At 72.2% G+C, this 25,619-nt stretch carries 20 protein-coding genes; 8 read left to right on the top strand and 12 right to left on the bottom strand.

Annotated features, from left to right (window positions below):
* Nucleotides 1-3 precede the first annotated feature (3 nt).
* On the bottom strand, nucleotides 4-660 hold the full coding sequence (gene phoU / locus ABEB12_RS33040) for a phosphate signaling complex protein PhoU (protein WP_185063577.1): 657 nt from the start codon (nucleotides 658-660) through the stop codon (nucleotides 4-6).
* Between the two features lie 120 nt (nucleotides 661-780).
* Nucleotides 781-2,451: a DHA2 family efflux MFS transporter permease subunit gene (locus ABEB12_RS33035; protein ID WP_185063576.1), complete on the bottom strand. Its 1,671-nt coding sequence runs from the start codon at nucleotides 2,449-2,451 to the stop codon at nucleotides 781-783.
* Nucleotides 2,452-2,559: 108 nt separating this feature from the next.
* Between ABEB12_RS33035 and ABEB12_RS33030 the strand changes: the two genes are divergently transcribed.
* A complete protein-coding gene (locus ABEB12_RS33030) occupies nucleotides 2,560-3,225 on the top strand; it encodes a TetR family transcriptional regulator (RefSeq protein ID WP_185063575.1) in 666 nt (221 codons plus the stop codon).
* A gap of 11 nt (nucleotides 3,226-3,236) precedes the next feature.
* Here the strand turns inward: ABEB12_RS33030 and ABEB12_RS33025 are convergent, their stop codons facing one another.
* From ABEB12_RS33025 to dusB, 3 genes are all read right to left on the bottom strand, one after another.
* Nucleotides 3,237-6,563: an LCP family glycopolymer transferase gene (locus ABEB12_RS33025; protein WP_185063574.1), complete on the bottom strand. Its 3,327-nt coding sequence runs from the start codon at nucleotides 6,561-6,563 to the stop codon at nucleotides 3,237-3,239.
* Nucleotides 6,564-6,588: 25 nt separating this feature from the next.
* Nucleotides 6,589-7,515: a GGDEF domain-containing protein gene (locus ABEB12_RS33020; RefSeq protein ID WP_345703342.1), complete on the bottom strand. Its 927-nt coding sequence runs from the start codon at nucleotides 7,513-7,515 to the stop codon at nucleotides 6,589-6,591.
* Nucleotides 7,516-7,651: 136 nt separating this feature from the next.
* The gene (gene dusB / locus ABEB12_RS33015) at nucleotides 7,652-8,827 is read right to left on the bottom strand and encodes a tRNA dihydrouridine synthase DusB (protein WP_425572296.1); all 1,176 of its coding nucleotides are present in this window, start codon (nucleotides 8,825-8,827) and stop codon (nucleotides 7,652-7,654) included.
* 299 nt (nucleotides 8,828-9,126) lie between these two features.
* On the opposite strand from dusB, the gene ABEB12_RS33010 reads away from it, so the two are divergent.
* Nucleotides 9,127-10,371: a glycosyltransferase family protein gene (locus ABEB12_RS33010; RefSeq protein ID WP_185063573.1), complete on the top strand. Its 1,245-nt coding sequence runs from the start codon at nucleotides 9,127-9,129 to the stop codon at nucleotides 10,369-10,371.
* Between the two features lie 256 nt (nucleotides 10,372-10,627).
* On the opposite strand, the gene purD is transcribed toward ABEB12_RS33010, so the two are convergent.
* Together purD and ABEB12_RS33000 are read right to left on the bottom strand one after the other, a co-directional pair.
* A complete protein-coding gene (purD, locus tag ABEB12_RS33005) occupies nucleotides 10,628-11,893 on the bottom strand; it encodes a phosphoribosylamine--glycine ligase (RefSeq protein ID WP_185063572.1) in 1,266 nt (421 codons plus the stop codon).
* 22 nt (nucleotides 11,894-11,915) lie between these two features.
* Nucleotides 11,916-12,188 carry a UBP-type zinc finger domain-containing protein gene (locus tag ABEB12_RS33000; RefSeq protein ID WP_185063571.1) on the bottom strand — a complete coding sequence of 91 codons (273 nt, stop codon included), beginning with the start codon at nucleotides 12,186-12,188 and terminating at the stop codon, nucleotides 11,916-11,918.
* A 19-nt stretch (nucleotides 12,189-12,207) separates the two neighbouring features.
* Between ABEB12_RS33000 and ABEB12_RS32995 the strand changes: the two genes are divergently transcribed.
* Together ABEB12_RS32995 and ABEB12_RS32990 are read left to right on the top strand one after the other, a co-directional pair.
* Entirely contained in the window at nucleotides 12,208-13,788 is a 1,581-nt protein-coding gene (locus tag ABEB12_RS32995) for a Na+/H+ antiporter (RefSeq protein WP_185063570.1), read from the top strand.
* A 49-nt stretch (nucleotides 13,789-13,837) separates the two neighbouring features.
* Nucleotides 13,838-14,968: a glycerophosphodiester phosphodiesterase family protein gene (locus ABEB12_RS32990; RefSeq protein ID WP_185063569.1), complete on the top strand. Its 1,131-nt coding sequence runs from the start codon at nucleotides 13,838-13,840 to the stop codon at nucleotides 14,966-14,968.
* 142 nt (nucleotides 14,969-15,110) lie between these two features.
* On the opposite strand, the gene ABEB12_RS32985 is transcribed toward ABEB12_RS32990, so the two are convergent.
* Nucleotides 15,111-16,385, bottom strand: a complete 1,275-nt coding sequence (locus ABEB12_RS32985; RefSeq protein ID WP_185063568.1) for an adenylosuccinate synthase — start codon at nucleotides 16,383-16,385, stop codon at nucleotides 15,111-15,113.
* A gap of 107 nt (nucleotides 16,386-16,492) precedes the next feature.
* On the opposite strand from ABEB12_RS32985, the gene ABEB12_RS32980 reads away from it, so the two are divergent.
* The gene (locus ABEB12_RS32980) at nucleotides 16,493-17,167 is read left to right on the top strand and encodes a hypothetical protein (RefSeq protein ID WP_345703341.1); all 675 of its coding nucleotides are present in this window, start codon (nucleotides 16,493-16,495) and stop codon (nucleotides 17,165-17,167) included.
* On the opposite strand, the gene ABEB12_RS32975 is transcribed toward ABEB12_RS32980, so the two are convergent.
* From ABEB12_RS32975 to ABEB12_RS32965, 3 genes are all read right to left on the bottom strand, one after another.
* On the bottom strand, nucleotides 17,164-17,706 hold the full coding sequence (locus ABEB12_RS32975) for a carbonic anhydrase (RefSeq protein ID WP_185063567.1): 543 nt from the start codon (nucleotides 17,704-17,706) through the stop codon (nucleotides 17,164-17,166). The two genes, ABEB12_RS32980 and ABEB12_RS32975, sit on opposite strands and share 4 nt — an antisense overlap.
* A 96-nt stretch (nucleotides 17,707-17,802) precedes the next feature.
* The gene (locus ABEB12_RS32970; protein WP_185063566.1) at nucleotides 17,803-18,858 is read right to left on the bottom strand and encodes an aspartate-semialdehyde dehydrogenase; all 1,056 of its coding nucleotides are present in this window, start codon (nucleotides 18,856-18,858) and stop codon (nucleotides 17,803-17,805) included.
* Entirely contained in the window at nucleotides 18,855-20,120 is a 1,266-nt protein-coding gene (locus tag ABEB12_RS32965) for an aspartate kinase (protein ID WP_185063565.1), read from the bottom strand. Before ABEB12_RS32965 ends, ABEB12_RS32970 begins: the two co-directional genes overlap by 4 nt.
* Before the next feature lie 637 nt (nucleotides 20,121-20,757).
* Between ABEB12_RS32965 and ABEB12_RS32960 the strand changes: the two genes are divergently transcribed.
* Nucleotides 20,758-22,095 (top strand): hypothetical protein, encoded by a 1,338-nt coding sequence (locus ABEB12_RS32960; RefSeq protein WP_345703340.1) that lies wholly within the window; start codon nucleotides 20,758-20,760, stop codon nucleotides 22,093-22,095.
* A gap of 6 nt (nucleotides 22,096-22,101) precedes the next feature.
* On the opposite strand, the gene ABEB12_RS32955 is transcribed toward ABEB12_RS32960, so the two are convergent.
* Nucleotides 22,102-22,401: a hypothetical protein gene (locus ABEB12_RS32955; RefSeq protein WP_185063564.1), complete on the bottom strand. Its 300-nt coding sequence runs from the start codon at nucleotides 22,399-22,401 to the stop codon at nucleotides 22,102-22,104.
* Between the two features lie 272 nt (nucleotides 22,402-22,673).
* Here ABEB12_RS32955 and leuA point away from each other — a divergent pair, with 272 nt between their 5' ends.
* A complete protein-coding gene (gene leuA, locus ABEB12_RS32950) occupies nucleotides 22,674-24,470 on the top strand; it encodes a 2-isopropylmalate synthase (protein ID WP_185063563.1) in 1,797 nt (598 codons plus the stop codon).
* Between the two features lie 182 nt (nucleotides 24,471-24,652).
* Entirely contained in the window at nucleotides 24,653-25,618 is a 966-nt protein-coding gene (locus ABEB12_RS32945; protein ID WP_345703339.1) for an EamA family transporter, read from the top strand.
* Nucleotide 25,619: the final 1 nt, after the last annotated feature.

The following is a 25,619-nucleotide window of genomic DNA, read 5'->3' as shown; positions in this document are numbered from 1 at the left end:
GGGTCAGGCGTCGGTGGGGGCGGGCATTTCGCCGGTGACCACGTAGACCATGCGGCGGGCCACGGAGACGGCGTGGTCGCCGTAGCGCTCGTAGAAACGGGCGAGCAGCGTGACGTCCACGGCGGCGGCCACACCGTGCGTCCACTTGGGGCTCATCATCACGGTGAACATGTGCCGGTGCAGGTCGTCCATGGCGTCGTCGTCGGACTCCAGCTCGCGGGCGCGATCCACGTCCGGGTCCCGGATGATGCCGGCCGCCTTCTCGGCGAGCTCGACGGCGACCTTGCCCATCTCGGCGAAGTACGGCTTGATCTCCTCCGGCAGCACGCTCTCCGGGTGGCGCCGGCGTGCCGCCTTCGCCACGTGCAGCGCGAGGTCGCCCATCCGCTCGAGGTCGCCGGCGGCGTGGATGGCGGAGACCACCACGCGCAGGTCGGTGGCCACCGGGGCCTGCAGGGCGAGCAGCGCGAACGCGTCCTCCTCGGCCTGGTTGCGCAGCTGATCGATCCGGTCGTCCCCGGTGATGACCTCCTCGGCCAGCGGGAGATCCACTCCCAGCAGCGCGTCCGAAGCCTTCCGCATGGCCTGGGCCACGATGTCGCACATGTCCGCCAGCTCGCCGGCCAGCCCACCCAGTTTCGACTGATACGCCTCACGCATGCCATGAGCCTAGGCGTCCCCCATCACCCGACCGGCAGCAAAAGGTGAACACAAGATGAACGATCACCACGCCGGCCGCCGGGAAAGCCGTTTCACCTGCCGCGACGGCGGAACCGTTGATCAACGATGGCCGGCGGACACCGGTTCGGGCACCCGCTCCGACGGCACCTCGGGTCCCCCGGCCGAGGGCTCGGCGGGCGACGGCGGTTCGCCGGTCGACTCCTCGGCCGGGGAAGGCTCAGGGGCGGGCCGGGCGGGTTGCCCGGCCGCGTTCGGCGCGCCGTGCGGCAGCATGAACGCCAGCCCGACCGCCGCGCCGGTGAGCAGCGTGGCAATGAAGAAGACGTCCGCGTAGGTCTGGGCCAGCACGTCGACCTGCAGCTTCGCGTAGATGCCGTACAGGCCCTGGACGCCCTGGTCCAGCGCCTCGCGCAGGCCGGGCACCGAACCGGCGTCGGCCGGCGAGATCAGCGCCGACCGGTCGGCGATCATCTGCTGCTGCTGGGCATTCACGAACACGCCGAACCCGGCGAGGCCGAGCGCCGCCGACACCCGTTGGCCGACATTGTTCCAGCCGCTGCCGGCGCCGGTCATCTCCGGCGGCAGCGCGGAGAGGCCCGCCGTCATGATCGGCATCATGGCCATGGCCACCCCGACCGCCCGCAGCGCCGTCCACCACATGTACTGGAACTCGGTGGTGTTCGGGGACAGGTCCATCAGCAGGTAGGTGCCGTAGGTGGCGATGACCAGGCCGATCACCGCCGGGATGCGGGCGCCGAACATGTCGTACAGCCGCCCGGCGATCGGCATCATCACCACCAGCGCCATCGCCTCGGGCAGCAACACCAGGCCGGTGTGCAGCGCGGTGTAGCCCTGGCCCTCCTGCATGAACAGCGGCAGGTAGAAGAGCACCGCGTTCAGCCCGATCATCAGCACCACGACCAGCAGCACCGAGTTGGTGTAGACCCAGCTCTTGAACACCCGCAGGTCCAGGAGCGGGTTCTCGATCTCCAGCTCGATCACCACGAACAGCGCCAGGCTCAGGCCGCCGGTGGCGAACAGGATCAGCGTCGGGTAGGCGTCCCAGCCCCAGTTCTTGCCCTCCGAGCTGGCCAGCAGGATGGCGAACAGCCCGTAGGCCACGGTGACGAAGCCGATCAGGTCGAACTTCGGCCAGGTGGTCGGGCGGATGCGCGGGAACACCGCCAGCGTGGCGACCGCGCCGATCAGGCCGATCGGGCCGTTGATGAAGAAGATGGCCGGCCAGGTGGTGTGCTCCAGCAGCCAGCCGCCCAGCGTCGGGCCGATGGCCGGCGCGAACACCACGCCCAGGCCGTACATGCCCATCGCGGAACCGATCTTCTCCGGCGGCACGATCCGGTAGAGCATGGTCACCGAGATCACCGGGAGGATGCCGCCGGGCACCGCCTGCAGCACCCGGAAGACCACCAGGCTGGGCAGGTCCCAGGCCAGGCCGCAGAGCACCGAGGTGACCGCGAAGGCAACCAGGGAGAGCGCGTACAGGCGGCTCAGCCCGATCCGGTCACCCAGCCAGCCGGCCAGTGGCACCACCATGCCCAGCGCCAGGTTGTACGCGGTGGCGATCCACTCCACGTCCTTGGCGCTGGCGCCGATGTCCCGCTGGATGTGCGGGATCGCCACGTTCACGATCGTGGTGTCCAGCACCACCGCGAACATGCCGACGATCAGCACGATCAGCGGCAGCGCCCACTTCTCGCCCGCCGCCGGCGCGTTCGACGTCTGGGCCGGCCCGGCCGCGACGACCTCCATCGGCAGTCCCCTCAGAATCAAACGGGGATTAATCCCCACTTACCTCTGTGGGCCACACTACGCCTAACTGGGGACTACTCCACACTTATTTTGACTATGATGCTCGTCATGACACTGGGCGTGGACGCCCCATCCCGGCTGCGCAAAGACGCCGCGCGCAACCGGCAGTTACTGCTGGTCGCGGCCAGGCAGGTCTTCTCCGAGCAGGGCCTGGACGCCCCGCTGGACGAGATCGCCCGGCGCGCCGGGGTCGGCAACGCCACCCTCTACCGGCGGTTTCCCACCCGCGAGGATCTCTACGAGGCGGTGTTCGCCGACCTCGGGGAGGACATCGCGGAAGCCGGCCGGCGGGCGGTGCGCACCGAGGACAGCTGGACCGCGCTGACGGTGTACATCGAGGACCTGTGCGCGATGTTCGAGCGCGACCGGGGCCTGTCCGACCTGATCGAGTCGCGGATGACCCAGTCCCCCGCGCTGATCGCCATCGGGGAGGACTGCGACCACGTCCACCGGCTGGTGTTCCAGCGCGCCCAGGCCGACGGCCACGTGCGCCCGGACGTCAGCGAGGAGGACTTCGGCCTGGCGATGTACGCCATGCACCGCACGCTGCCCGACTCGGCGGCGGTGGCGCCCGGCGCCTGGCGCCGCCACCTGGCCATCCTGCTGGAGGCGTTCCGCGCCCGGCCGGACAACGCCGAGCTGCCGGGCCGCTCGCTCACCCGCGAGCAGATGAACGAGATCACCGAGCGGAAGCACCGGGCCCGCGCCGACTAGAGCGAGACCGGTCAGCCGCAGGTGGGGGCGGTGTGGGTGGCCGCGCGGAGGCTGGCCACGGAGGCGCCCGCGCTCGGCTCCGGCGCCGGCGCCACGCGGACCTGGCCGTCGAACCGGTCACCGAGCACCAGCTCGAGGACGCTCGGGCCGACGTACGGGGCGGGGGTGGGGGCCGCGCTCGGCTCGTCGATGCCCGTCGGGTCGAGCGGGTCGGCCGGGTCGGTCGTGCTGGAGCCCGGCGGGGGCGGCGCCGGCTCCACGATGGCCGACGGCACCGCGTCTCCCAGTACGGCGGCCTGCTTGGCCCGGTCCGGGGAGTACCGGATGATCGTCCGTCCGCCCGGCGACGCCGGCGCGTCACCGGTGCCGGCGACCACGAACCCCAGGGTGCGCAGCGAATCGGCGGCCTCGTTGGCCAGGCCGGCCCGCTTGGACGCGTTGCGCACCGTGACCCGGATCGAGCTGGGTATCAGGGTCGGCTCCGGCTTCGCCGTGCCGCTATCCAACTTGTCGGCAACGGTCTCGCCGGGCAGCGCCTTGTCCCCCCGGATGGCCGCGTACAGCGCCCCCGGGTCCACCTCACCCGGCCGGCCGGACGGGACCGAGGGCGGCGCGGTGACCACCAGCACCTTGGCCGGCTCGATCCGGTGCAGCGCCTTGGCCAGCGGGGTCAGCTCCCCGAGGTCGGCATTGTCCTCGTACGAGGCGCCACCGAACGCGCTGACCAGCGCGTCCAGTTCACCGGGCGAGTTCAGCACGCCGTCCGACGTGGCCTTGTTCAGCAGCGCGGCGAGGAACACCTGCTGGTGCCGGATGGCCAGCTGGTCATCCGCGTTCGTCGTCCTGGCGGGGGTGCCCGCGGCGGCGACCCGGTCGTCGGTCTGGTCGCCCGAGCCGCGGACGAAGGCGAGCGCCTTGTCGCCGGTGAGCACGGTGGGCCCGCTCTCCGGGGCGGGCCCCGGCGACGTGGACAGCGCCTGGCACAGCGGCACCCCGTGCACCGCGTCGACCATCGCGGGCAGCGCGGCGAGGTCCAGCCCGGTGTAGTGGTTGACGGATAGGCCGGTCAGCTTCTGCACCGTCTTGGTCAGGCAGCGCGGGCCGCCCTCGGCGTAGGCCTCGAACAGCCGGATGCCCTGTGCGGCCGGGGTCGTCCCGCCCGGATAGCTGTTCTGGGTGTTGTCCCACCGGTCGCAGCTCGGCCGGTCCACCACCAGTTCCTCGGGGAAACCCACGAGCACCAGGCGCTCCCGGGCGGCGTCCAGGTGGGCCAGGGTGACGGTTGCCGGGCGGGCCTCGCGCCCGCCCGGCGGCAACCCGACGAACAGGTAGTTGCGGTCACCCCGCTGGGCCGCCGCGTCCACCACGGTCTCCGCATCGGCGTCCAACGCGGTCACCGGGCGCAGCTTGGTGTTCAGCCAGATCTGCATGCCCCAGCCGGACGCGGCCACGACGAACAGCGCCGCCGCCGCGACCAGCGCGGCGATCCGGGCGACCCGGTTCAGCGTGGGGTGGCGCGGCGGCGGCGGGCCGTCGTCGGTCGGCTCGTCGGCCTCCGGGGCGGCGGGCTCCTCCTCGTCGTCCGCGCGCCGGCTCACCCGCTGGGAGAGCTCGGCGCCGAGGCCGGCGTGGATCGCGGTCAGCCGGGTGAGGCTGGCGTCGATCTGCCGGGTGCGTTGGTCCTGGGTGAGGGCGGGCGGGGCGTTCACCACGGCCGGCTTCTCGGAGTCACCGGCCCCGGCGCCGGGGTCGTACTCCTCGTGGGCGGGCATGGCGGGCTGGTCGACGGGTTCGGGCTGGTCGGCCGCCGGCCGTGCGCGATCCGCGGCGGGGTCGTCGGCGGGTGGCTGGGCAAGGCCCGGCCCGGCGCGGTTGGCGGTCGGCTCGTCGAAGCCGGGCCCGGCCCGGCCGGCGGGAGGTTCGGCGAAGGCCTGGTCCGCGTGGTCGGGAGGCGGCCCGGCGAAGCCCTGCTCGCCGCTCGCGGGCTCGTCGGTGCCGGGGTCGGCCGCGTCCGGGTCGGACACGTCCGGCCGGTAGTGCCGGCCGGGCCGGATCGCCGCGGTCCCGGCGACCGCGCCGAGCGCGACCGTCCCGGCCGCCGCACCGGCCGCACCAGCGCCGCCGAGGGCCGCACCGGCCGCACCACCCGCCGCGCCGGCAAGACCACCAGCCGCGCCAACGGCAGCGGCCGCACCGAGAACCGCACCACCCGCCGCCGCGACACCCCCCGCCGGGCCACCGGAGGCGCCATCAGCCGGGTCACCGGGCGCGCCGCGAGCGGGGCCACCGGGTGCGCGACCGACCGGGCCGCCCGGCACGCCGTTGCCCGGGCCGCCGGGAATGCCGTTGCCCGGGCCGCCGGGGACGCCGTTGCCCAGGCCACCGGGCAGGTCGTTGCCCGGCGCGGCGCCGTCGTCGACCCGGGGCACCACCTCGGTGGGCCGGTCGTCCGGTTCGGCGGAACCGAGCTGCGCGAAAAGGTTCGTCGACGGGTTCGGCGAGGACCACAGGGAGTCGTGGGAGGACGGCCGCGATTCGGTGATCGCTGACCTTCCCCGGTCGGTCGGGCGGAACGGGTGGTCCGCCCGGCCGGCGGCGCGTTCGTCGGGCTCCGCCGGCCAGCCGGCCGGCGCGGCGGGCGCGGGGCCGGACGACCAGATCGCCCCCGTGTCGCCCCTCGGCTCGTCCGGCGGCGGTTCGGCGTCGAACTCCGCGAACGAGGACGGCGGCTCGTCCGGAGGCAGGGGCACCGGGCTCGACGGGCCGCTCGCCGTCGGGCCGTAACCGTGCGGATCGGCGCTCGGTAGCCGGTCGACCAGCGGGTACCGCCCGGTCGGCCCGTCCATGGGATACTGGTCAGCCGATTTGTCCAGGGGATCCCGCTCGCGCTGATCGTTCGGAACGTACCGCTCGGCCGGAGCCTCCGGGGCATAACGCCCGATCGGGGCGTCCGGGACGTACCGCTCCCCCGAGTTGTACGGGATGTACCGCTCGCCCGAGGAATCCGGGGCATACCGACCGGCCGGGGCGTCGGGCTGGTATCCGCCGTAGGGACCGGCCGGGAGGTTCGGCGCGGTGATCGGGCCGATGGAGCCGCGCCGGCCACGCGGCCCGGCGGGGGTGTCGCTGCCGGCTGTGTCGCCGTCGGGCGCCAAACTGGGCGCCCGACCCGGCCCGCCGGAGGGATCCATCTCGTCGCCCGGATGCTGGTGGCGGTGGCCGGGAGTGGTCGCGTCCCGCCCGTGCCGAGCCAGCAGGTCCGCTACGGAGAGACCCTCGGACTCCCGGCGGTGCCGATGCGCGCGCGAGACGGCATCGTCCCCGACCCCGTCTGCCACGTCACCTCCCGAACCCCAAAATGCCTCAGCAGTCTACCGACGCCGGCTGCGGGATATCCCGGCGCGCACCGGCCGGGCCGGCCAGCGCGACGGTGCCGCAGGTCCGGCGGTAGGCCACCGCGTTGCGACCGGCGCCCTTGGCCGCGTAGAGAAGCACGTCGGCGCTCATCAGCAACTGCTCGACGTCCGGCGGCTGGGACACCGAATGCGCCACCCCGACGCTGACCGTCACCCGCAGCTCCGGCTCCAGCTCCGCCCACGGGTGCTGGTCGATGCGCAGGCGGGCGCGCTCGCACACCGCGACCGCCTCGTCCTGGTCACACCCGGGCAGCACCAGCGCGAACTCCTCGCCGCCGTAACGCGCGCAGAAGCAGCCCTCCGGCAGCACCGCATCCAGCTCGGACACCACCCGCTGCAGCACCCGGTCGCCGAACGGGTGGCCGTACCGGTCGTTCACCTTCTTGAAGTGGTCGATGTCGACCATGCCCAGCGCCATCCCGGCCCGAAGCACCGAGGGGTCGTCCAGCAACGTGGACAGCCGGTCGTCCAGGTACCGGCGGTTGTAGCTGGCGGTCAGGAAGTCGCGGCGGGCCTGCTCGTGCACCATGGCGTGCTCGCGGCGCAGGCGGTCCAGCTCGGCCCGCACCGGATGCGGCCGGTCGGGGCCGTGGAGCATCTCGACGGCGCTGCGGAGCCGGCCGTAGGCCTCTTCCCACAACCCCAGCCCGGCCAGCTCCTCGGCGGCGGAGATGTGCGCACCGGCCAGCTCGGAGTCCAACTGGGCATCCAGGTGCGCGTCCAGCGCACCATCTTCCAACGGGCCGGCCTGGCGCGGCGCGGGGCCGACCGAACCGGCCCGCGCGCTGTTCCGCCCCACGTCGGACGTCTTCCCGGCGTGCTCGGCACGCCGAGAAGATCGCTCGGCCGTGCGGCCGGGCCGTGCTGCGCTCACTGAACATCCACCTCCTGCTGCCCCATGGTCCCGTGTAGAACCCGTCCGCCCGGGGTGCGCACACCAGGCGTGCGGGGCATTTCGCCCATGTAGGCGATCAAGACTGTGAATTGGCCGAGGTCGACATGCCCCCCGTTCAACCCCCCGAATCGGGTAGTTCGGCACCACCGGGCACGGTGGCGTCCTCCGGGTCGTCCAGCCACCCCTCGGGCAGGGTGACCCGGGCAGGCGAACCCTGCCGACCGCGCGGGGCGTCCGCGTCGGTGGGCAGCGCCGCCGCGTCCAGCTGGCCGAGCAGCTCTTCGAGCTCGGCCAGCGTGGACACCATGGACAGCCGGCGCCGCTGCGCCGAGCCGACCGGAAAGCCCTTCAAGTACCAGGCCGTGTGTTTACGCAGGTCACGGATGGCTTTCTGCTCGCCGTGGTGCTCCGTGAGCAGCCGCGCGTGCCGAAGCAACGTGGCCGCCACCTGCCCGAGCCGGGGCGTCGGCGGCAACGGCCGGCCGCGGAACGCCGCCTCCAGCTCGCCGAACAGCCACGGCCGGCCGAGACACCCCCGGCCGACCACCACGCCGTCGCAACCGGTGCCGGCCATCATGCGCAGCGCGTCGCCCGCGCTGAAGATGTCGCCGTTGCCCAGCACCGGCAGCTCGGCCGGCATGGCGTCGCGCAGCGCGGCGATGGCCGACCAGTCCGCCTCGCCCGAGTACCGCTGCGCGGCGGTGCGGGCGTGCAGCGCGACCGCCGCCACCCCGGCGTCGGCGGCGATCCGGCCGGCACGCAGGAAGGTGTGGTGCTCCTCGTCGATGCCGACGCGCATCTTCACCGTGACCGGGACCCGGCCGGCGGCGGCGTGCACCGCACTGGACACGATCCGGTCGAACAGCCGGTGCTTGTACGGCAGCGCCGCACCCCCGCCGCGCCGGGTGACCTTGGGCACCGGGCAGCCGAAGTTGAGGTCCACGTGGTCGGCCAGGTCCTCCTCGACGACCATGCGCACGGCGGCCCCGACGGTGGCCGGGTCGACCCCGTAGAGCTGCAGCGAGCGCGGCCGTTCCTCGGGCGCGAACCTGATCATCCGGAAGGTCTCGGGGTGCCGTTCCACCAAGGCCCGCGAGGTGATCATCTCGCACACGTACAGGCCGGCGCCGTGTTCCCGGCAGAGCCGGCGGAACGCCACGTTGGTGATCCCGGCCATCGGGGCGAGCACCACCGGCGGATCCACCCGGAACGGGCCGATCCGCAGCTCCCCCTTGCCGCCGGGCCCCGTCGTGCCGGCCGGGCTCGGCGTGGGTATCGTCGGTGCTGACACCTGTGCGACCACCAGTGCTTTCGCCGTGTTTCGAGGCTCTCGACGGTACCTGCGGCGATCGGCGGGATGCGCACAATCCAGTGGTCACTCCACGGGAGGACAACGCCCTGCGGTGGGCGGCGACCTCGTCCTCGACCGTGTACAGCTCCCCATTCATCGCGGCCAGCCGTGCACTCGCCGCGACCACGGGCCACCCGCTCGGGGCCGTGCGGCTCTGGGGATTCGGCCCACCGGTGGTCCATACTGGGATGCGGCCGGGGGACAGCCGCCGGTCGTCCAGCGACCGGAGAAGCCCAGCGATGCCGCTCCACCCCAGTGCTCGTCCGTCCGACGCCGGGTTGCCCCTGGTGGTGCCCGGTGAAGTAGTCGAACCGAACGGCCCGTCGGTGGCCATCCTGACCCTGCGCGAGGTGCGGCCGATCGCCGACTACGGCGGCCTGCACGAGGCGGAGGACGTGCTCAGGGACACCCTGGCCGCCGGGATGTACCGGGTCATGCTGGCCTCGCCCCGGTTCGCCCGGCCGCCGTTCCACCTGCCGTGGATGCGCCGCGCCCTGGGGGCCACCCGGCTGGCCCACCCGTACCGCATCGAGCACCACCAGCGCTTTGGCGAGCCGGCAGACGTACTGATCGTGCTGGTCAGCGACCTGACCGACGCTTCGGTGCTGGTCGGGCTGCCCGAGTGGCACGAGCTGGGCCGCCAGGTGGTGATGCACATCGGCGTGGTCACCGAGCACGAGATCCGCCACTACCCGGAGCTCATCGCCATGCTGCGCCGCCGGGTGGACGCGCTGTTCGCCGGCAGCGAGTTCCCGCCGCTCGGCTTCATGCACTCGGAACGGCTGCACACCGTCGGGGTGGTCCCGCCGCTGCTGGACGTGCTCGCGTTCCCCACCAAGGACCCGGCCGAACGGTCCATCGACGTGTTCTCCCCGGGCGCCGAGCCACCCGGCCAGCACCAGCTGCTGCGCCAGTGGGCGGCGAACAACGACGGGCAGTACCAACAGGACGTCGGGCAGCTCGGCGCGGTCACCTCGGTGGAGCAGCACCGGCGGATCTTCACCAACATGGCGTCCCGGTCGCGGGTGTTCCTGACCAACTTCGACCAGTTCAACCGGCGCCGGCGGGACCGGCGGCACCGCGAGGTGGGCAGCCGGTTCTACGAGGCGATGGCCGCCGGGTGCGCACTGGCCGGCGATCTGCCGACGTCCTCGCGGCAGTTCGGCGAGTACGTCGCCGACGCGCATCCGTTGCAGTTCCCGCTGCACTCGGAGCGGCTTCCGGCCGAGGTGGCCGCGGCACTGGGCGACCCGGAGGAGAGCCAGCGCCTGGGCAACGCCGCCCGGGCCGCCGCGCTGCGGGGCAACGACGTGGCGCACCGCTGGCAGGCCATGGCCGAGGCCGCCGGGATCCCGGTCTCCGACGGCATAACCCAGCGGATCAGCGCGCTGGACGAGCTGGCCGACCAGCTCGTCGGCCCCAGCTCACCGGCGCCAGAACCCGAGCCGGCACCGAAACCCGAACCCGACTCCGCCGAAGCCTGATCCGCCACCGCCACCGTCACCGGCGGCGCCGGCCCCCGAGCGCCGGTCTCGAGCGCCGGCCCTCCGACCGGAAACCCACGCGTCTCACCAGCACCATATGCCTCGATGGCACCACCCGCACCTGAGAGGAACGGAGTCCGGAAAGCGCGCTTGCCGCTTCCGGCAATAAAACGCCGTTTACACATGCCGGAAGCGGCAACCTGGTTTTCCCAACCGCCGGCCAGAGAGCCCGGAAGGCCCGGCCCGGGCATCCAGCTCAGCCGGTCGGGACGGTGACCTTGCCGTCCGCCGCCCGCAGGCCGATGTCCGACCGGAAGTGGCCCCCGGGCAGCTTGATCTTGGCCATCCGCTCGTAGGCGTCCGCGCGCGCCGCCGCCAGGTCGCCGCCGGTGCCGACCACGGACAGCACCCGGCCGCCCGAGGAGAGCACCGCGCCGTCGTCGCGGCGCCGGGTGCCGGCGTGCAGCACGCCGTCCGCCTCCGCGCCGACGATCACGTCGCCGACCCGGGGGGTGCCCGGGTAGCCCTCGGCAGCCAGCACCACGGTCACCGCCGATCCCGGCGCCCACTCCAGCTCCGGGGCCGAGGCCAGCGCGCCGGTCGCCACCGCGTGCAGCAACCCGGCCAGCGGGCTGCGCAGCAGGGCCAGCACCGCCTGCGTCTCCGGATCGCCGAACCGGCAGTTGAACTCCACCACCGCGGCCCCGGCCGAGGTCAGCGCCAGCCCGGCGTAGAGCAGCCCGGAGAACGGGGTGCCCCGCCGGTCCAGCTCGGCGCACACCGGCGCCACCACGTCCGCCACGATTTGTTCGGCCAGGTCCGGCGCCGCCCAGGGCAGTGGCGCGTACGCGCCCATCCCGCCGGTGTTCGGCCCGGTGTCCTCGTCACCCACCCGCTTGAAGTCCTGCGCGGGCAGCAGCGGCCGCACGGTCTGGCCGTCCACCAGGCAGAACAGCGACACCTCCGGCCCGTCCAGGTACTCCTCCAGGAGCACCGGGTGGCCCGCGTCCAGCAGGGTCATCGCGTGCGCCCGGGCCTCTTCGCAGGACGGGCTCACCACCACGCCCTTGCCGGCGGCCAACCCGTCGTCCTTGACCACGTACATCGGGCCGAACCGGGCCAGCGCGGCATCCAGCCGGCCGGGGTTGTCGACGACCTCGGCGCGCGCGGTGAGCACCCCGGCCGCCGCCATCACGTCCTTGGCGAACGCCTTGGAACCCTCGATCGCCGCCGCCGCCTCGGAAGGGCCGAAGCAGGCGATGCCGGCCGCGCGGACCGCGTCCGCCACCCCGGCGACCAGAGGCACCTCCGGCCCGATCACCACCAGGTCGGCCTGCCAGCGCCGGGCCAGCGCGGCGACCTGCTCGCCGTCGTTGGGGTCGGGCAGGCCGAGCGGCTCGGCCAGGGAGTGGATGCCGGCGTTGCCCGGTGCGCAGGCTAACGCGGTGACCGCCGGATCCTGGCTCATGGCCAGGACCAGCGCATGCTCTCGGGCTCCGCCGCCTATCACCAGGACTCGCACAGTCGCGCAGCCTAATGCCCGTTCAGACGATCGACTCGTCCAGGTAACACCAGCGCCAGGACTCGCCCGGCTCGAAGGAGCGCATGACCGGGTGGCCGGTCTCCTTGGCGTGCAATGTGGCGTGCCGGAACGGGCTGGAGTCGCAGCAGGCGACATGTCCGCAGGTCAGGCACATGCGCAGGTGCGCCCAGACGCTCTCCCCGGCCGCCGCGCAGTCGTAACATTCGTCGGTCGCGTCAGGTCGCGGCTCCCGCCAGTGCTCGGCGTCCAACGCCTCGGTGTGTTGACAGCTCACCTAAGGCATTCTTCCTGACATGAACGTGCTGCCGCTGATCGCGTTGGTGCTCGGATCGCTCGCCGTGGCCTGGGTGTGCCGCCGGCGGGAGGTTGCGCCCACCCTGGTCCTGGTCGTCGTCGGCATCGCGGTGTCGTTCATACCCGGTGTGCCGGACTTCCGCATCGAGCCGGAGGTCGTGCTGCTGCTGGTGCTCACGCCGCTGCTCTACTCGGCCGCTCTGGACTCCAGCTACCTGGGCTTCCGGGCCAACATCCGGGCGATCGGGCTGCTCGCCGTCGGCCTGGTGGTGTTCACCACGGCGGCCGTGGGGCTGGTCGCCTGGTGGCTGGTGCCCGGGCTTCCGCTGCCCGCCGCGCTGGTGCTCGGGGCGGTGGTGGCGCCGCCGGACGCGGTGGCCGCCGTCGCGGTCGGCCGCCGGCTCGGGTTGCCCCGGCGGGTGATGACCATCCTGGCCGGGGAGAGCCTGGTCAACGACGCCACCGCGCTGACCTTGTTCCGGGTGGCGGTGGCGGCGGCGGCCGGGGCCGGGGTGTCCCTGATGAGCGGCGTCGGCATGTTCCTGCTGGCCGGCGTGGGTGGCGCGGCGATCGGGCTGGGCGTGGGCTGGGTGGTGCACCGGGTGCGGGTGCGGCTGGCCGACCCGCCGATCGAGAGTGCGCTCGGCCTGGCCGTGCCGTTCGCGGTGTACATCATCGCCGAGGAGGCGCACACCTCCGGCCTGCTCGCCGTGGTGGCCACCGGCCTCTACCTGGGCCACAAGGCACCGGAAACCGGCTACGCCACCCGGCTGCAGGACGAGGCGGTGTGGCGCGCCTCGGACACCGTGCTCGAGTCGGTGGTGTTCGCGCTGATCGGCCTGCAGCTGACCAGCGTGGTGCGCGAGCTGAGCGGCGGCAGTGGGTACGGCGCGGCCGGGCCGCTGCTGCTGGTCGGGCTGGCCCTGACCGCGGTCGCCGTGCTGGCCAGGGTGGCGTGGGTGTACCCGGCGACCTACCTGCCCCGGCTGGTGTCCAAGAAGCTGCGCCGGCGGGACCCGCTGCCGAACTGGCGCACCCCGGCGGTGATCTCCTGGGCCGGGATGCGCGGCGTGGTGTCGCTGGCGGCGGCGTTCGCCATCACGCCCGGCGTGCCGTACCGGGAGGCACTGATCTTCCTGGCCTTCGTGGTCACCGTGGCCACCCTGATGCTGCACGGCATGACGCTGCCCTGGGTGATCCGCCGGCTGGGCGTGCGGGGCGAGGAGTCCGCCGCCGACGCACTGGCCGAGGCGCAGGCCCAGCACGAGGCCGGCCGGGCGGCGGTGGCCCGGCTGGACGAGCTCGGGCAGGACCCCGGCGTGGCCCAGCGCACCGTCGACAAGCTGCGCTACATGGCCCAGATGCGCACCAACTCGTCCTGGGAACGGCTCGGCCGCAGTGCCGAGGAGGCCGGGGAGAGCCCGGCCGCCGCGCACCGGCGGCTGCGCCGGGAGATGGTCGCCGCCGAGCGGGAGGTGTTCATCCAGCACCGCGACGAGGGCCGTATCGACGACGAGGTGCTCCGCCGAGTCCTGCGCGAGCTGGACCTCGAGGAGGCGATGCTTTCACGGGACGACTAGACGTGTTGTGTTCATCCGTTCGTCGCCGCGTGCGACGTAAGGTTTCGCCATGTCGATCGCCACGCGCCCGCTGGCCTGGTTGTTGCTCGCCACCACGTTCACCATGGTCTCCGCCTGCGGCGGGAACGGGGGTTCCGGCCAGCCGGCGGCGGCCGGCGCGCCCGCCCCGGAGACCGCCGGGCCGCTGATCATCGGTCACCGGGGCGCCTCCGGGTACCGCCCCGAGCACACCCTGGCCTCCTACGAGCTGGCCGCGCGGATGGGCGCCGACTACATCGAGCCGGACCTGGTCTCCACCAAGGACGGCCAGCTGGTCGCCCGGCACGAGCCGGAGATCGGCGGAACGACCGACGTCGCCGCGCACCCCGAGTTCGCCTCCCGCAAGACCACCAAGACCGTCGACGGCACGGCCATGACCGGCTGGTTCACCGAGGACTTCACCTTGGCCGAGCTGCGCACCCTGCGCGCCACCGAGCGGATCCCCGAGGTCCGCGCGCGCAACACCATGTACAACGGCCGGTTCCAGATCCCGACCTTCCAGGAGGTCATCGACCTGCGCAACCGCCTGTCCGCCGAGCTGCACCGGGAGATCGGCATCTACCCGGAGACCAAGCACCCCACGTACTTCCGGTCTGTCGGGCTGCCCGTCGAGCCCGGCCTGGTCGATGCGCTGAACCGCAACGGGCTCAACCGCCCGGACGCGAAGGTGTTCGTGCAGTCCTTCGAGACCGGCAACCTGCGTGAGCTGCACAAGGAGCTGAAGGTTCCGCTGATCCAGCTGATCGACTCATCCGGCGCCCCGGCCGACCTGGTCGCCGCCGGCGACAAGCGCACCTACGCCGACCTGGTCACCCCGGCCGGCCTGGCCGAGATCGCCAAGTACGCCCGAGGCATCGGACCGGCCAAGACCTACATCGTCCCGACCAGCGCGGACGGCGTCGCGGGTGCCCCCACCACGCTGATCGCCGACGCGCACAGGGCCGGCCTGCTGGTGCACCCGTTCACCTTCCGCAACGAGAACCAGTTCCTGCCGGCCGACCTGCGCAGCTCCGCCAACCCCACCGACTACGGCCGCGCCATCGACGAGGACATCCAGTACTTCAAGCTCGGCGTGGACGGCATCTTCACCGACAACACCGACACCGCCGTGGAAGCCCGCCGCGAGTTCCGCACCCCCTAACCCCATATCGCGGGTTACGCCACGCCATGTCGCGGGTTTCCCCACGTCATATCGCGGGTTCGCCCAGCTCACCCACTGCGAAAATCCGCGACATGGACTGGTGAGGGCCGCGATATGGGCCGGCGGAACCCGCGATATGGGTTCAGCGTTCGATGGTTTGGTCGCGGCCGGGGCCTACGCCGATGGCGGAGACCCGGGCACCGATCATGCCTTCCAGGGCCTCCACGTAGGCCTGGGCGTTCGCCGGGAGGTCGTCGAAGGTGCGGGCCTCGGAGATGTCCTCCCACCAACCGGGGAACTCCTCGTAGACCGGCACGGCGTGGTGCACGTCGGTCTGGGTCATGGGCATCTCGTCGCAGCGCCGGCCGTTGACCTCGTAGGCCACGCACACCGGCACCTTCTCCAGGCCGGAGAGCACGTCCAGCTTGGTGAGGAAGTAGTCGGTGATGCCGTTGACCCGGGTGGCGTAGCGGCCGATCACCGCGTCGAACCAGCCGCAGCGCCGGGGCCGCTTGGTGTTCACGCCGACCTCGCCGCCGACCTTGCGCAGCCGCTCGCCCATCGCGTCGTGCAGCTCGGTGGGGAACGGCCCGGAGCCGACCCGGGTGGTGTACGCCTTGAGGATGCCGATCACCCGGGTGATCCGCATCGGGCCGATGCCGGCGCCGACCGCCGCGCCGCCCGCCGTCGGGTTGGACGAGGTCACGAACGGGTAGGTGCCGTGGTCCACGTCCAGCAGGGTGCCCTGGGATCCCTCCAGCAGCACGGTCTCGCCGTTGTCCAGCGCCCGGTTGAGCATCAGGCGGGTGTCCGCGATGCGGTGTTCGATCTGGCGGCCGGCGGCCTGGACGGACTCCATGACCTCGTCCACGTCCAGCGCGCGCCGGTTGTAGAGCTTCACCAGCACCTGGTTCTTGTAGTCCAGCGCGGCTTCCACCTTCTGCCGCAGGATCTTCGCGTCCAGCAGGTCGGCGGCCCGCACGCCCACCCGGGCGATCTTGTCCTGGTAGGCCGGGCCGATGCCTCGGCCGGTGGTGCCGATCTTGGCCTTGCCCAGGTAGCGCTCGCCGACCTTGTCGATCGCGATGTGGTACGGCATGATCAGGTGCGCGTCGGCCGAGAGCAGCAGGCCGGACGTGTCCACGCCCCGCGCGTCCAGGCCGGCCAGCTCGTCGATCAGTGCGCCGGGGTCCACCACCACGCCGTTGCCGATGACGTTGCGCACCCCCGGGGTGAGGATGCCGGACGGGATGAGCTTCAGCGCGTAGTCCTGGCCGTCGGGCAGCACCACCGTGTGGCCGGCGTTGTTGCCGCCCTGGTAGCGCACCACCCACTGCACCTGACCGCCGAGCAGGTCGGTCGCCTTGCCCTTGCCCTCGTCGCCCCACTGGGCGCCGATCAACACAATCGCGGGCATGTCAGCCCTCACTCCTGGCCTTGGGGAATTGTTGCCGGGCCACGCGCACGGGCCCGTCGAAGGGTAACTCAACGGGGCCCGATAAGTGCATGTGGCAAAGTCCGGGCGTGACGATCGTTGCCCTGGTGTGCCCGGCGTGGCGGGACCGGCACGGAGCGTTGCCGGAGGCGCTCGCCGGCACGCCGGCACACGACCTGCCGGCCCGGCCGGGGCGCACCGATCTGGCCCCGTTGCTGGCCGACCCCGCGCCGGACCGGGTGGTCCTGGCCGGCACCGACGCCGACCTGAACGCGCTGGTCCTGCGGTTGCTGCGGACCGAGCGCCTGGCCACGACCGAGGTCGCCTACCTGCCCGCCCACGCGGACTCCCGGGTGGCGGACATCTGGTCGCTGCCCACCGCGCCGGCCACGGCGGCGAAGCTGGCCGCGCACGGCGAGCCCGACCCGGTGCCGTTGGTCCGGGACGACGCCGGCGGGGTGCTTGTCGGCCGGGGGGAGATCCGGCCGATAAGCGGCGTCGTCTACTGCGACGACCAGGTGGTGCTGCGCGGCCAGGCCGGCCGGCTGGAGGTGACCCCGGTCGCGCCGCACGGCGTGCTGGTCGGGGTGCGCAGGTCCGGCCTGTTCGGCCGCCGGGTGAGGCCGGTCCCCGGCCGCGCGGTACAGATCGGCTGCACGCCCGCCACCGTGACCATCGACGGCGAACCGCACCCGCGCCCGGTTACCCGGTGGACCTGGTATCGCCACACCGAGCCGTTGCGCCTGGTCCGGGGCCTGGCCTAGCCGGAGCTGGCCGCTTCGGCGCGCGCGGGTTTGCGGGTGGCCGGCACCGGGGCCTCGTCCCGCACCTCGTCCACCGACCCGGTCTGCAGGTCGAAGACAAACCCCCGCACCACCGTGTCCGCGTGCAGGAACGGGCTGGTGCGCAGCTGCGCGATGCCGTGCCGGACGTGCTGCACCGGGTCGGAGAAGGTGCCCGGCCGCCAGGTCGGCGGCTGCCCGGTGGCGTCGGTCAGCTCGGAGATGAACTCGTCGTCGGTGAACGAGAGCATGCCGCAGCCGGTGTGCGCCATCAGGATCACGTTGCGGGTGCCCAGCTTGCGCTGGCTGATGGCCAGCGAGCGGATCACGTCGCTGGTCACGGCGGCGCCCGCGTTGCGGATGATGTGCGCGTCGCCGAGCCGCAGGCCGAAGACGCCGAACGCGGCGATCCGGGCATCCATGCAGGTCACGATGGCCAGCCGCTCGATCGGCGGGGCGGAGAGGTTACGCACCACTCCGGCGGGGTTGGGGCGGCGGGAGAGCAGTTCGTCCAGGCTCACGGTGTACGGGTCCTTACTCTGTGAAGGGCGGGTACATCGGGGGTCATTTTCATGATCGAACGCCAGCAGAACGGCCTGAAGCGTCCCCGAGTTCCCCTACCCCGAAGTAACAACCGTCTCAGCGATCTCGTACGTGTTGAGGGCGGCGCCCTTGCGCAGGTTGTCGCCGCACACGAACAGTTCCAGGGTGTTGGGGAAGTCCAGCGCCTGGCGGATCCGGCCGACCCAGGTCGGGTCCTCGCCGACCACGTCGGCCGGGGTGGGCCAGCGGCCGGCGGCCGGGTCATCGCGCAGCACGATGGACGGCTGGGCGGCCAGCACCGCGCGCGCCTTGTCCACCGAGACCTCCGAGCCGAAGGTGGCGTGCACGGCCAGCGCATGGGTGGTGACCACCGGCACCCGCACGCAGGTCGCGGACACCTTCAGGTCCGGGATGCCGAGGATCTTGCGCGACTCGTTGCGCACCTTCAGCTCCTCGGACGACCAGCCGTCGTCCTTCACCGAGCCCGCCCAGGGCACCACGTTCAGCGCCAGCGGCGCGGGGAACGGCGAATCGGCGCTCAGGCCGGCCGCGCTCAGCGCGCCCGCCACGTCCCCGGCCCGTACCCCGACCGGCTGCCCGGCCACGGCGGAAAGCTCAGCGTAGAGCCGGTCCACGCCGGCCTGGCCGGCCCCGGACGCGGCCTGGTAGGAGGCCACGACCAGCGCCTTCAGCTCGAAGGCCCGGTGCAGCGCGCCCATCGCGGCCATCATGGACAGCGTGGTGCAGTTGGGGTTGGCGATGATCCCCTTCGGCCGGTTCGCGGTTTCCGCGGCATTCACCTCGGGGACGACCAGCGGCACGTCCGGGTCCATCCGGAAGGCGCCGGAGTTGTCCACCGCGACGGCGCCCCGGGCGGCGGCGATCGGCGCCCACTCGGCGCTGACCTCGTCCGGCACGTCGAACAGCGCGACGTCCACCCCGTCGAACACCTCAGGTTTGAGTTCGAGGACGGTCTGCTCCCGGCCGCGCACGGTGAGCTTCTTGCCCGCCGAGCGGGCCGAGGCGACCAGCCGGATCTCCGACCACGGCACCGACTCGCGCGAGTCAATGATGTCGATCATCGTGGTGCCGACCGCACCGGTGGCCCCCACGATCGCCAGCGTGCTCATCGGCCACTCCCCGCGTGCACCACGGCTTCCTCCTCGCCACCCAGCTCGAACGCCTCGTGCAGCGCCCGCACGGCGGTGTCCAGCTGGTCCTCCCGGCACAGCACGGAGATCCGGATCTCCGAGGTGTTCATGGTCTCGATGTTTATCCCGGCTCTGGACAGGCTTTCGCAGAATGTCGCCGTGACGCCCGGGTGCGACCGCATACCCGCGCCGACCAGCGAGACCTTGCCCACGTTCTCGTCGTAGAAGACCTCTTCGAAGCCGATCTGCGCCTTGGCCTTCTCCAGCGCGGCGACGGCGGTCGGCCCGTCCGAGCGGGGCAGCGTGAAGGTGATGTCGGTGCGCCGGTTGGCGGCGTGCGAGATGTTCTGCAGCACCATGTCGATGTTGATCTCGGCGTCGGCCACCGCCCGGAAGATGCGCGCGGCGTGGCCCGGGGTGTCCGGCACGCCGGTCACCGTCACCTTGCCCTCCGAGCGGTCGTGCGCGACGCCGGTCAGAATCGCCTGTTCCAACGGAATGTCCTCCAGCGAGCCGGTGATCAGGGTGCCCAACTTGTCGTTGTACGAGGACCGCACCCTCAGGGGTACCCCGTACCGGCGGGCGTACTCGACCGCGCGCAGGTGCAGCACCTTCGCGCCGCAGGCGGCCAGCTCGAGCATTTCCTCGTAGCAGACCGTGTCCAGCGGCGCGGCGTCGCGCACGATGCGCGGGTCGGCGGAGAAGACGCCGTCCACGTCGGTGTAGATCTCGCACACGTCGGCGCGCAGCGCGGCGGCCAGCGCCACGGCGGTGGTGTCCGAGCCGCCCCGCCCCAGCGTGGTGATCTCGCGCGAGTCGCCGCTCATCCCCTGGAAGCCGGCGACCAGCACGATCGCCCCCTCGGAGAGCGCCGACTTGAGCCGCCCGGGGTTGACCTCCACGATCCGGGCATCGCCGTGCTTGGACGTGGTGATCATGCCGGCCTGCGAGCCGGTGAACGACCGGGCCTCCACGCCGAGCGCGTGGATCGCCATCGCCAGCAGCGCGTTGGAGATCCGCTCGCCCGAGGTGAGCAGCATGTCCATCTCGCGCGGCGGCGGGGACGGGCTGACCTGTTCGGCCAGTTCGATCAGGTCGTCGGTGGTGTCGCCCATCGCGGAGGCCACCACGACGACGTCGTGTCCCTCCTTGCGGGCGCGAACGATCCGTTCGGCCACCCGCTTGATGCGCTCCGCGTCCTCCAGCGATGATCCGCCGTACTTCTGTACGACCAGGGCCACCGGCCGCCACCTCCACAGTTCACCGATTCGTGATCTGTTTTCCCACCCTACCGGCGTAGCGCGGCAGCACCACCGAGTTGTGCGGGAGTTCATCGGTATGGGCGGGATACGCCGACGCCCCCCGCTCGCCGCACCAACCTGCCTACGCACCGTAACCGCACGCGGTCGCCCCTGGATCGAGTGGCAGCCCAGTCCTTAGTTGATCACGTCATGCGGGGAACTGTGCTGCCGGTCGACGTCGCCACGGCGCCGGACCATCACGCCCCCCCATGTGCAACCAAGGTGACGGATGATGTGGTGTTGGCGGCCAATTCATGATCATCAGGGCATGGTGGCCGTTTTGGCTCGTCCGGGGCGACCCTGGTGTCCTGATGACCATGTAATCGATGATCATCGGGCGATCCGGGCTGGTTTCGGCGGCGGAAACAACCGCGAGCGCCTGAGGGCGGCGGGCCGGTCCCGGCGCGGGCTGCCGCTGACGGGTGTTGCATTTTTCCACGCAGAGCTAAAGCGTGTTCGAGCGACTTCGGGACAGGGAGCCGTGCGGCTGGTCTCCGGGTCAGCATCGGTGCGCGCCGACCAGCCACTAGCCTTGCCAGTCGGCGACCCACCCGAACAGCGAGGGGCGGAACACCCAGTGGCGATCGAGCCGGTGACGGACACCGACGAGCGCGACCCGACCGCCTTGGACGCCACGCCGACCGCGCCCTCCACCTCCGCGCCCTCCACCTCCGCGCCCGCCACCTCCGCGCCCGCCGAGCCCGCACTGACCGAGCCCGCATCCGCCGAGCTTGCACCGACCGAGCCCGTGCCGGCCGAGCCCGAGCCCGCCGTTCCCGTGAGCGAGCGGCTCCGCCGGTTGCTGTACCTCGCCGCGCCGTCGCTGGTCTTCCTGGCCGTACGCCTACTCGGCCTGCTCAGCCTGGCCTGGCTGGCGTCCGCGCACCGGACCCGGGTGCTCACCAAGCTCACCGTCTGGGACGGCCAGTGGCTGCTCGGCATCGCCAGCGGCGGCTACGCCGGAGTGCCGGACGGGCTGACGGACGCGTTCGGCAACCGCACCCCGGTGACCGCGCTGGCCTTCTTCCCCGGCTACCCGGGAGTGGTGGCCGCGGTGCGGTTCCTCGCCGGCACGCCACTGATCATCGCCGGGCTGGCCGTGTCGCTGGTCGCCGGGCTGGTCATGGCGCACGGCCTGGCCCGGCTCGGCGAGATCGTGCCCGGTGGTTCGAGAAACGCCGGGCTCCTGCTCGTGGCCTTGGTGGCGGCCGCGCCGATGGGCATCGTCTGGTCGATGACTTACTCGGAGGGCCTGTTCTGCGCCTGCGCGGTGTGGGCACTGGTACACGTCCTGAGCCGGAACTGGCTGGCCGCCGGCTGCTGCACGGCGCTGGCCGGGCTGGTCCGGCCTACCGGGGCGGCGCTGTTGCTCGCGGTCGGGCTCACCCTGCTCGCGGCGGCCGCCAAGGAGCCCAGGGACTGGCGGGTCTGGGCCGGCGGACTGGTCGCGCCCCTCGGGCTGGTCGGCTACCTGGGCTACGTGGGTTGGCGGACCGGTTCGCCGATGGGCTGGTTCACCCTGCAGCGGGACGGCTGGAACTCCCGGTTCGACCTGGGCGCGGCCACCGTGTCGTTCACCCGGGACACGCTGGCCGGCGGGCGTTCGGTGCTCGAGGTGGTGACCGTCGCCGTGCTGGCCGGGTCGATCGTGCTGTTGCTGGTCTGCATCGCGCGCGGGGTGCCGACGCCGCTGGTGGTCTTCGCCGCCGGGGTCATGGTGATGGACCTGGGCTCGAACGGCCTGATGAACTCCAAGGCCCGGCTGCTGCTGCCGGCGGTGACCCTGTTCGTGCCGGTCGCGATGGCCCTGGCGAAACGGCAACGGAGCACCGCGCTGGCCGTGCTGGCCGGCGTGGCGGTGGCGTCGGCCTGGTTCGGCGGCTACGCCCTCACCGGCTGGTCATACGCGATCTGAGTCGCCCTAGCCGATGCGGCGGACCAGGCCGACCACGATGCTGGTGATGACCAACCAGGCCACCGCGGCGATGCCGTAGTTGACCCCGGTGGCGGCCCGGGGATCGGGCAGCACGAACAGGTCGGTGAGGCCGAGGGAGAACAGGTTCGCCCCGGAGCGGATGAACGTGGCAAATGCATTGCCGGGGTTGGCGCCGAACACCACCAGCAGGATGTGGATCACCAGGATGGCCACGATGATCATGCCGATGACACGCAGCACGGACGCCACCAGGCTGCCCACATGACGGGTGCCGGCTCTAGCCACGGTTCCTCCTCCGGTCGTCGTGCGAAGCGATCATACTCACGCCCCCCGGACGCGCGCCCGACGTTAACGGCGTCACTCTTGTAACGCCTCCGAGTACCCGGGGTTTACGCGATGGAACCCATCCGGTTAGTCTCGGACCCGTGGCGCACCTGCTGCTCCTTCGCCGCCGCGGCGGGGTCTGACCGACCGGCCCCTCGTCGCGGGTCTTGGCGCGCGCCGGTCACGTCCGTCTCGACCACACCGGCGAACCCAATTTCCAGGAGCAGCGCGACATGACCACGTCACCGGACGCCTATACCGCCTCGCCCACCAGCAAGCTGCGCCGGCCGGACGGCCCGATCCCGGACGGCCAGGCCCCGTGGAACCCGCAGCGCGGCAGCCAGATGCCGTACCACCGGTACAAACCGTTCCACGAGTTCGTGGAGCCGGTATCCCTGCCCGACCGCACCTGGCCGGACAAGCGGATCACCAAGGCGCCACTGTGGTGCGCGGTCGACCTGCGGGACGGCAACCAGGCCCTGATCGACCCGATGTCCCCGGCCCGCAAGCGGCGGATGTTCGACCTGCTGGTGCGCATGGGCTACAAGGAGATCGAGGTCGGCTTCCCGGCGGCCAGCCAGACCGACTTCGACTTCATCCGGGACATCATCACCGACGGCGCCATCCCGGACGACGTCACCATCCAGGTGCTGACCCAGGCGCGCACCGAGCTGATCGAGCGCACCTTCGAGGCCTGCGAGGGCGCGCCCCGCGCCGTGGTGCACCTGTACAACTCGACGTCCATCCTGCAGCGGCGGGTGGTGTTCAAGTCCGACCGGGCCGGCATCCGCAAGATCGCCACGGACGGCGCCGAGGACGTCGAGCGGTTCAGCGAGAAGTACCCGGACACCGACTGGAAGTTCCAGTACTCGCCGGAGTCCTACACCGGCACCGAGCTGGAGTACGCGGTCGACGTGTGCAACGCGGTCTCCGCCATCTGGCAGCCCACCCCGGACCGGCCGATGATCGTGAACCTGCCGGCGACCGTGGAGATGGCCACGCCCAACGTGTACGCCGACTCCATCGAGTGGATGCACCGGCACCTGGACCGCCGCGACGGCATCGTGCTGTCCCTGCACCCGCACAACGACCGCGGCACCGCCGTGGCCGCCGCCGAGCTCGGCTACCAGGCCGGCGCGGACCGCATCGAGGGCTGCCTGTTCGGCAACGGCGAGCGCACCGGCAACGTGGACCTGGTCACGCTGGGCATGAACCTGTTCTCGCAGGGCATCGACCCACAGATCGACTTCAGCGACATCGACGAGATCCGCCGCACCGTGGAGTACTGCAACCAGCTGCCGGTGCACGAGCGGCACCCGTGGGGCGGCGACCTGGTGTACACCGCCTTCTCCGGCAGCCACCAGGACGCGATCAACAAGGGCTTCGACTTCATGAAGTCGGACGCCGCCGAGGCCGGCGTGGACATGGACGACTTCCGCTGGGCGGTGCCGTACCTGCCGATCGACCCGAAGGACATCGGCCGCACCTACGAGGCGGTCATCCGGGTCAACTCGCAGTCCGGCAAGGGCGGCGTGGCCTACCTGATGAAGGCCGAGCACGGGCTGGAACTGCCGCGCCGGCTGCAGATGGAGTTCTCCCGCGTGGTGCAGGAGCACACCGACACCGAGGGCGGCGAGGTCACGCCCAAGGAGATGCGGGACATCTTCGACATCGAGTACTTCGGCCCGGCCACCCCGCTGAAGCTGATCCGGCACCGGCTCACCAACGACGGCGAGGGCCGGGACGAGATCGTCGCGGTGGTCCGGGTGGAGGACACCGAGCACGAGATCGTCGGCTCCGGGAACGGCCCGATCGCCGCCTTCGTGGACGCGCTGGCCGGCATCGGCTTCGACGTGCGGGTGCTGGACTACCACGAGCACGCGCTGACCGCGGGTGACGACGCCCGCGCGGCCGCCTACGTGGAGACCGCCATCGGCGACCGCACCCTGTGGGGCGTGGGTGTGGACTCCTCCATCGTCACCGCCTCCCTGCGCGCCGTGGTCTCCGCGGTAAACCGCGCATCCCGGTAGACCTGCCCCTCCCACCAGGGAAGGGGCTAGGCGGCGCGACACGTGGTGCCCGGCGATCCCGGGCGAAGTGGTGGTCGCGTCGCGACAGGTGGATGGGCCGCCGCACGGGTCACACCCGGTGCGGCGGCCCACTCGCGAAAACTCGTTTTGCCCGGGCGGCGCGCTGATCGACGATCGACGGCGTGGCGTTGCTCAGGGGGGCCGGCGGCGGGCTGGCGTTGGCGGTGCTTTCGGCGGTCACGTTCGGGCTGGCCGGTTCGTTCGCCAAGGCGCTGATCGACGCCGGCTGGTCGGCCAACGGCGCGGTGCTGGTCCGGCTCGGCGGCGGGGCGGCGGTTCTGGTGGTGATCCTGCTGGTCACCCGGCCCGGGGTGATCGCCGCGCTGCGGCGGGACACGTCCGGGCTGCTGGTCTACGGCCTGCTGGCCATGGCGCTGGTGCAGCTGGCCTTCTTCAACGCGGTCCGCTACCTGGCGGTCCCGGTGGCCTTGCTGCTCGAGTACGCCGGGCCGGTGATCGTGATCGGCTGGGTGTGGCTGGTGCGGCGGCAGCCGCCCACCCGGCGCACGGTGCTCGGCGGGTTGGTGGCGGTCGCCGGGCTGCTGCTGGTGGTGCGGATCTGGTCGGCGGAGTCGATCAGCTGGCCGGGCGTGGCCTGGGGCCTGCTCGCCGCGTGCTGCCAGGCCTCCTACTTCCTGATCGCCGACCGCGCGCACAGCGGCGGGAACGCCACGCCGCCGCTGGTGCTGGCCGGGGTGGGCATGGTGATCGGCACCTTGGCGGTGGCCGGGTTCGGCTGGACGGGGCTGCTGCCGGTACACGTCGACCCCGCCGCGACCCGGGTGCTGCTGGCCGGGGTGGACGTCGGCTGGCCGGTGGCGGCGGGCCTGCTGGTGCTGGTGGCCACCGTGGTCGCCTACCTCAGCGGGATCCTGGCCATCCGCCGGATCGGCGCCACCCGGGGCGCACTGGTCGGCCTGCTGGAGGTGGTCGCCGCCGCGCTGGCCGCCTGGCTGCTGCTCGACCAAGTGCCCGCCCCGGTACAGATCCTCGGCGGCCTGTTGCTCCTGACCGGCATCGCCCTCACCCAGACCGGCGCGCGCCCGCCCGCCCCCGAACCGGCGGCAGCCGCATCCACCACCGGCTGAC

It is taken from the genome of Actinospineispora eucalypti, assembly GCF_039543365.1.
Lineage (GTDB): Bacteria > Actinomycetota > Actinomycetes > Mycobacteriales > Pseudonocardiaceae > Pseudonocardia > Pseudonocardia eucalypti.
The sequence above is the reverse complement of the archived record's forward strand: the minus strand, read 5'-3'. Positions and strand labels throughout refer to the sequence as shown.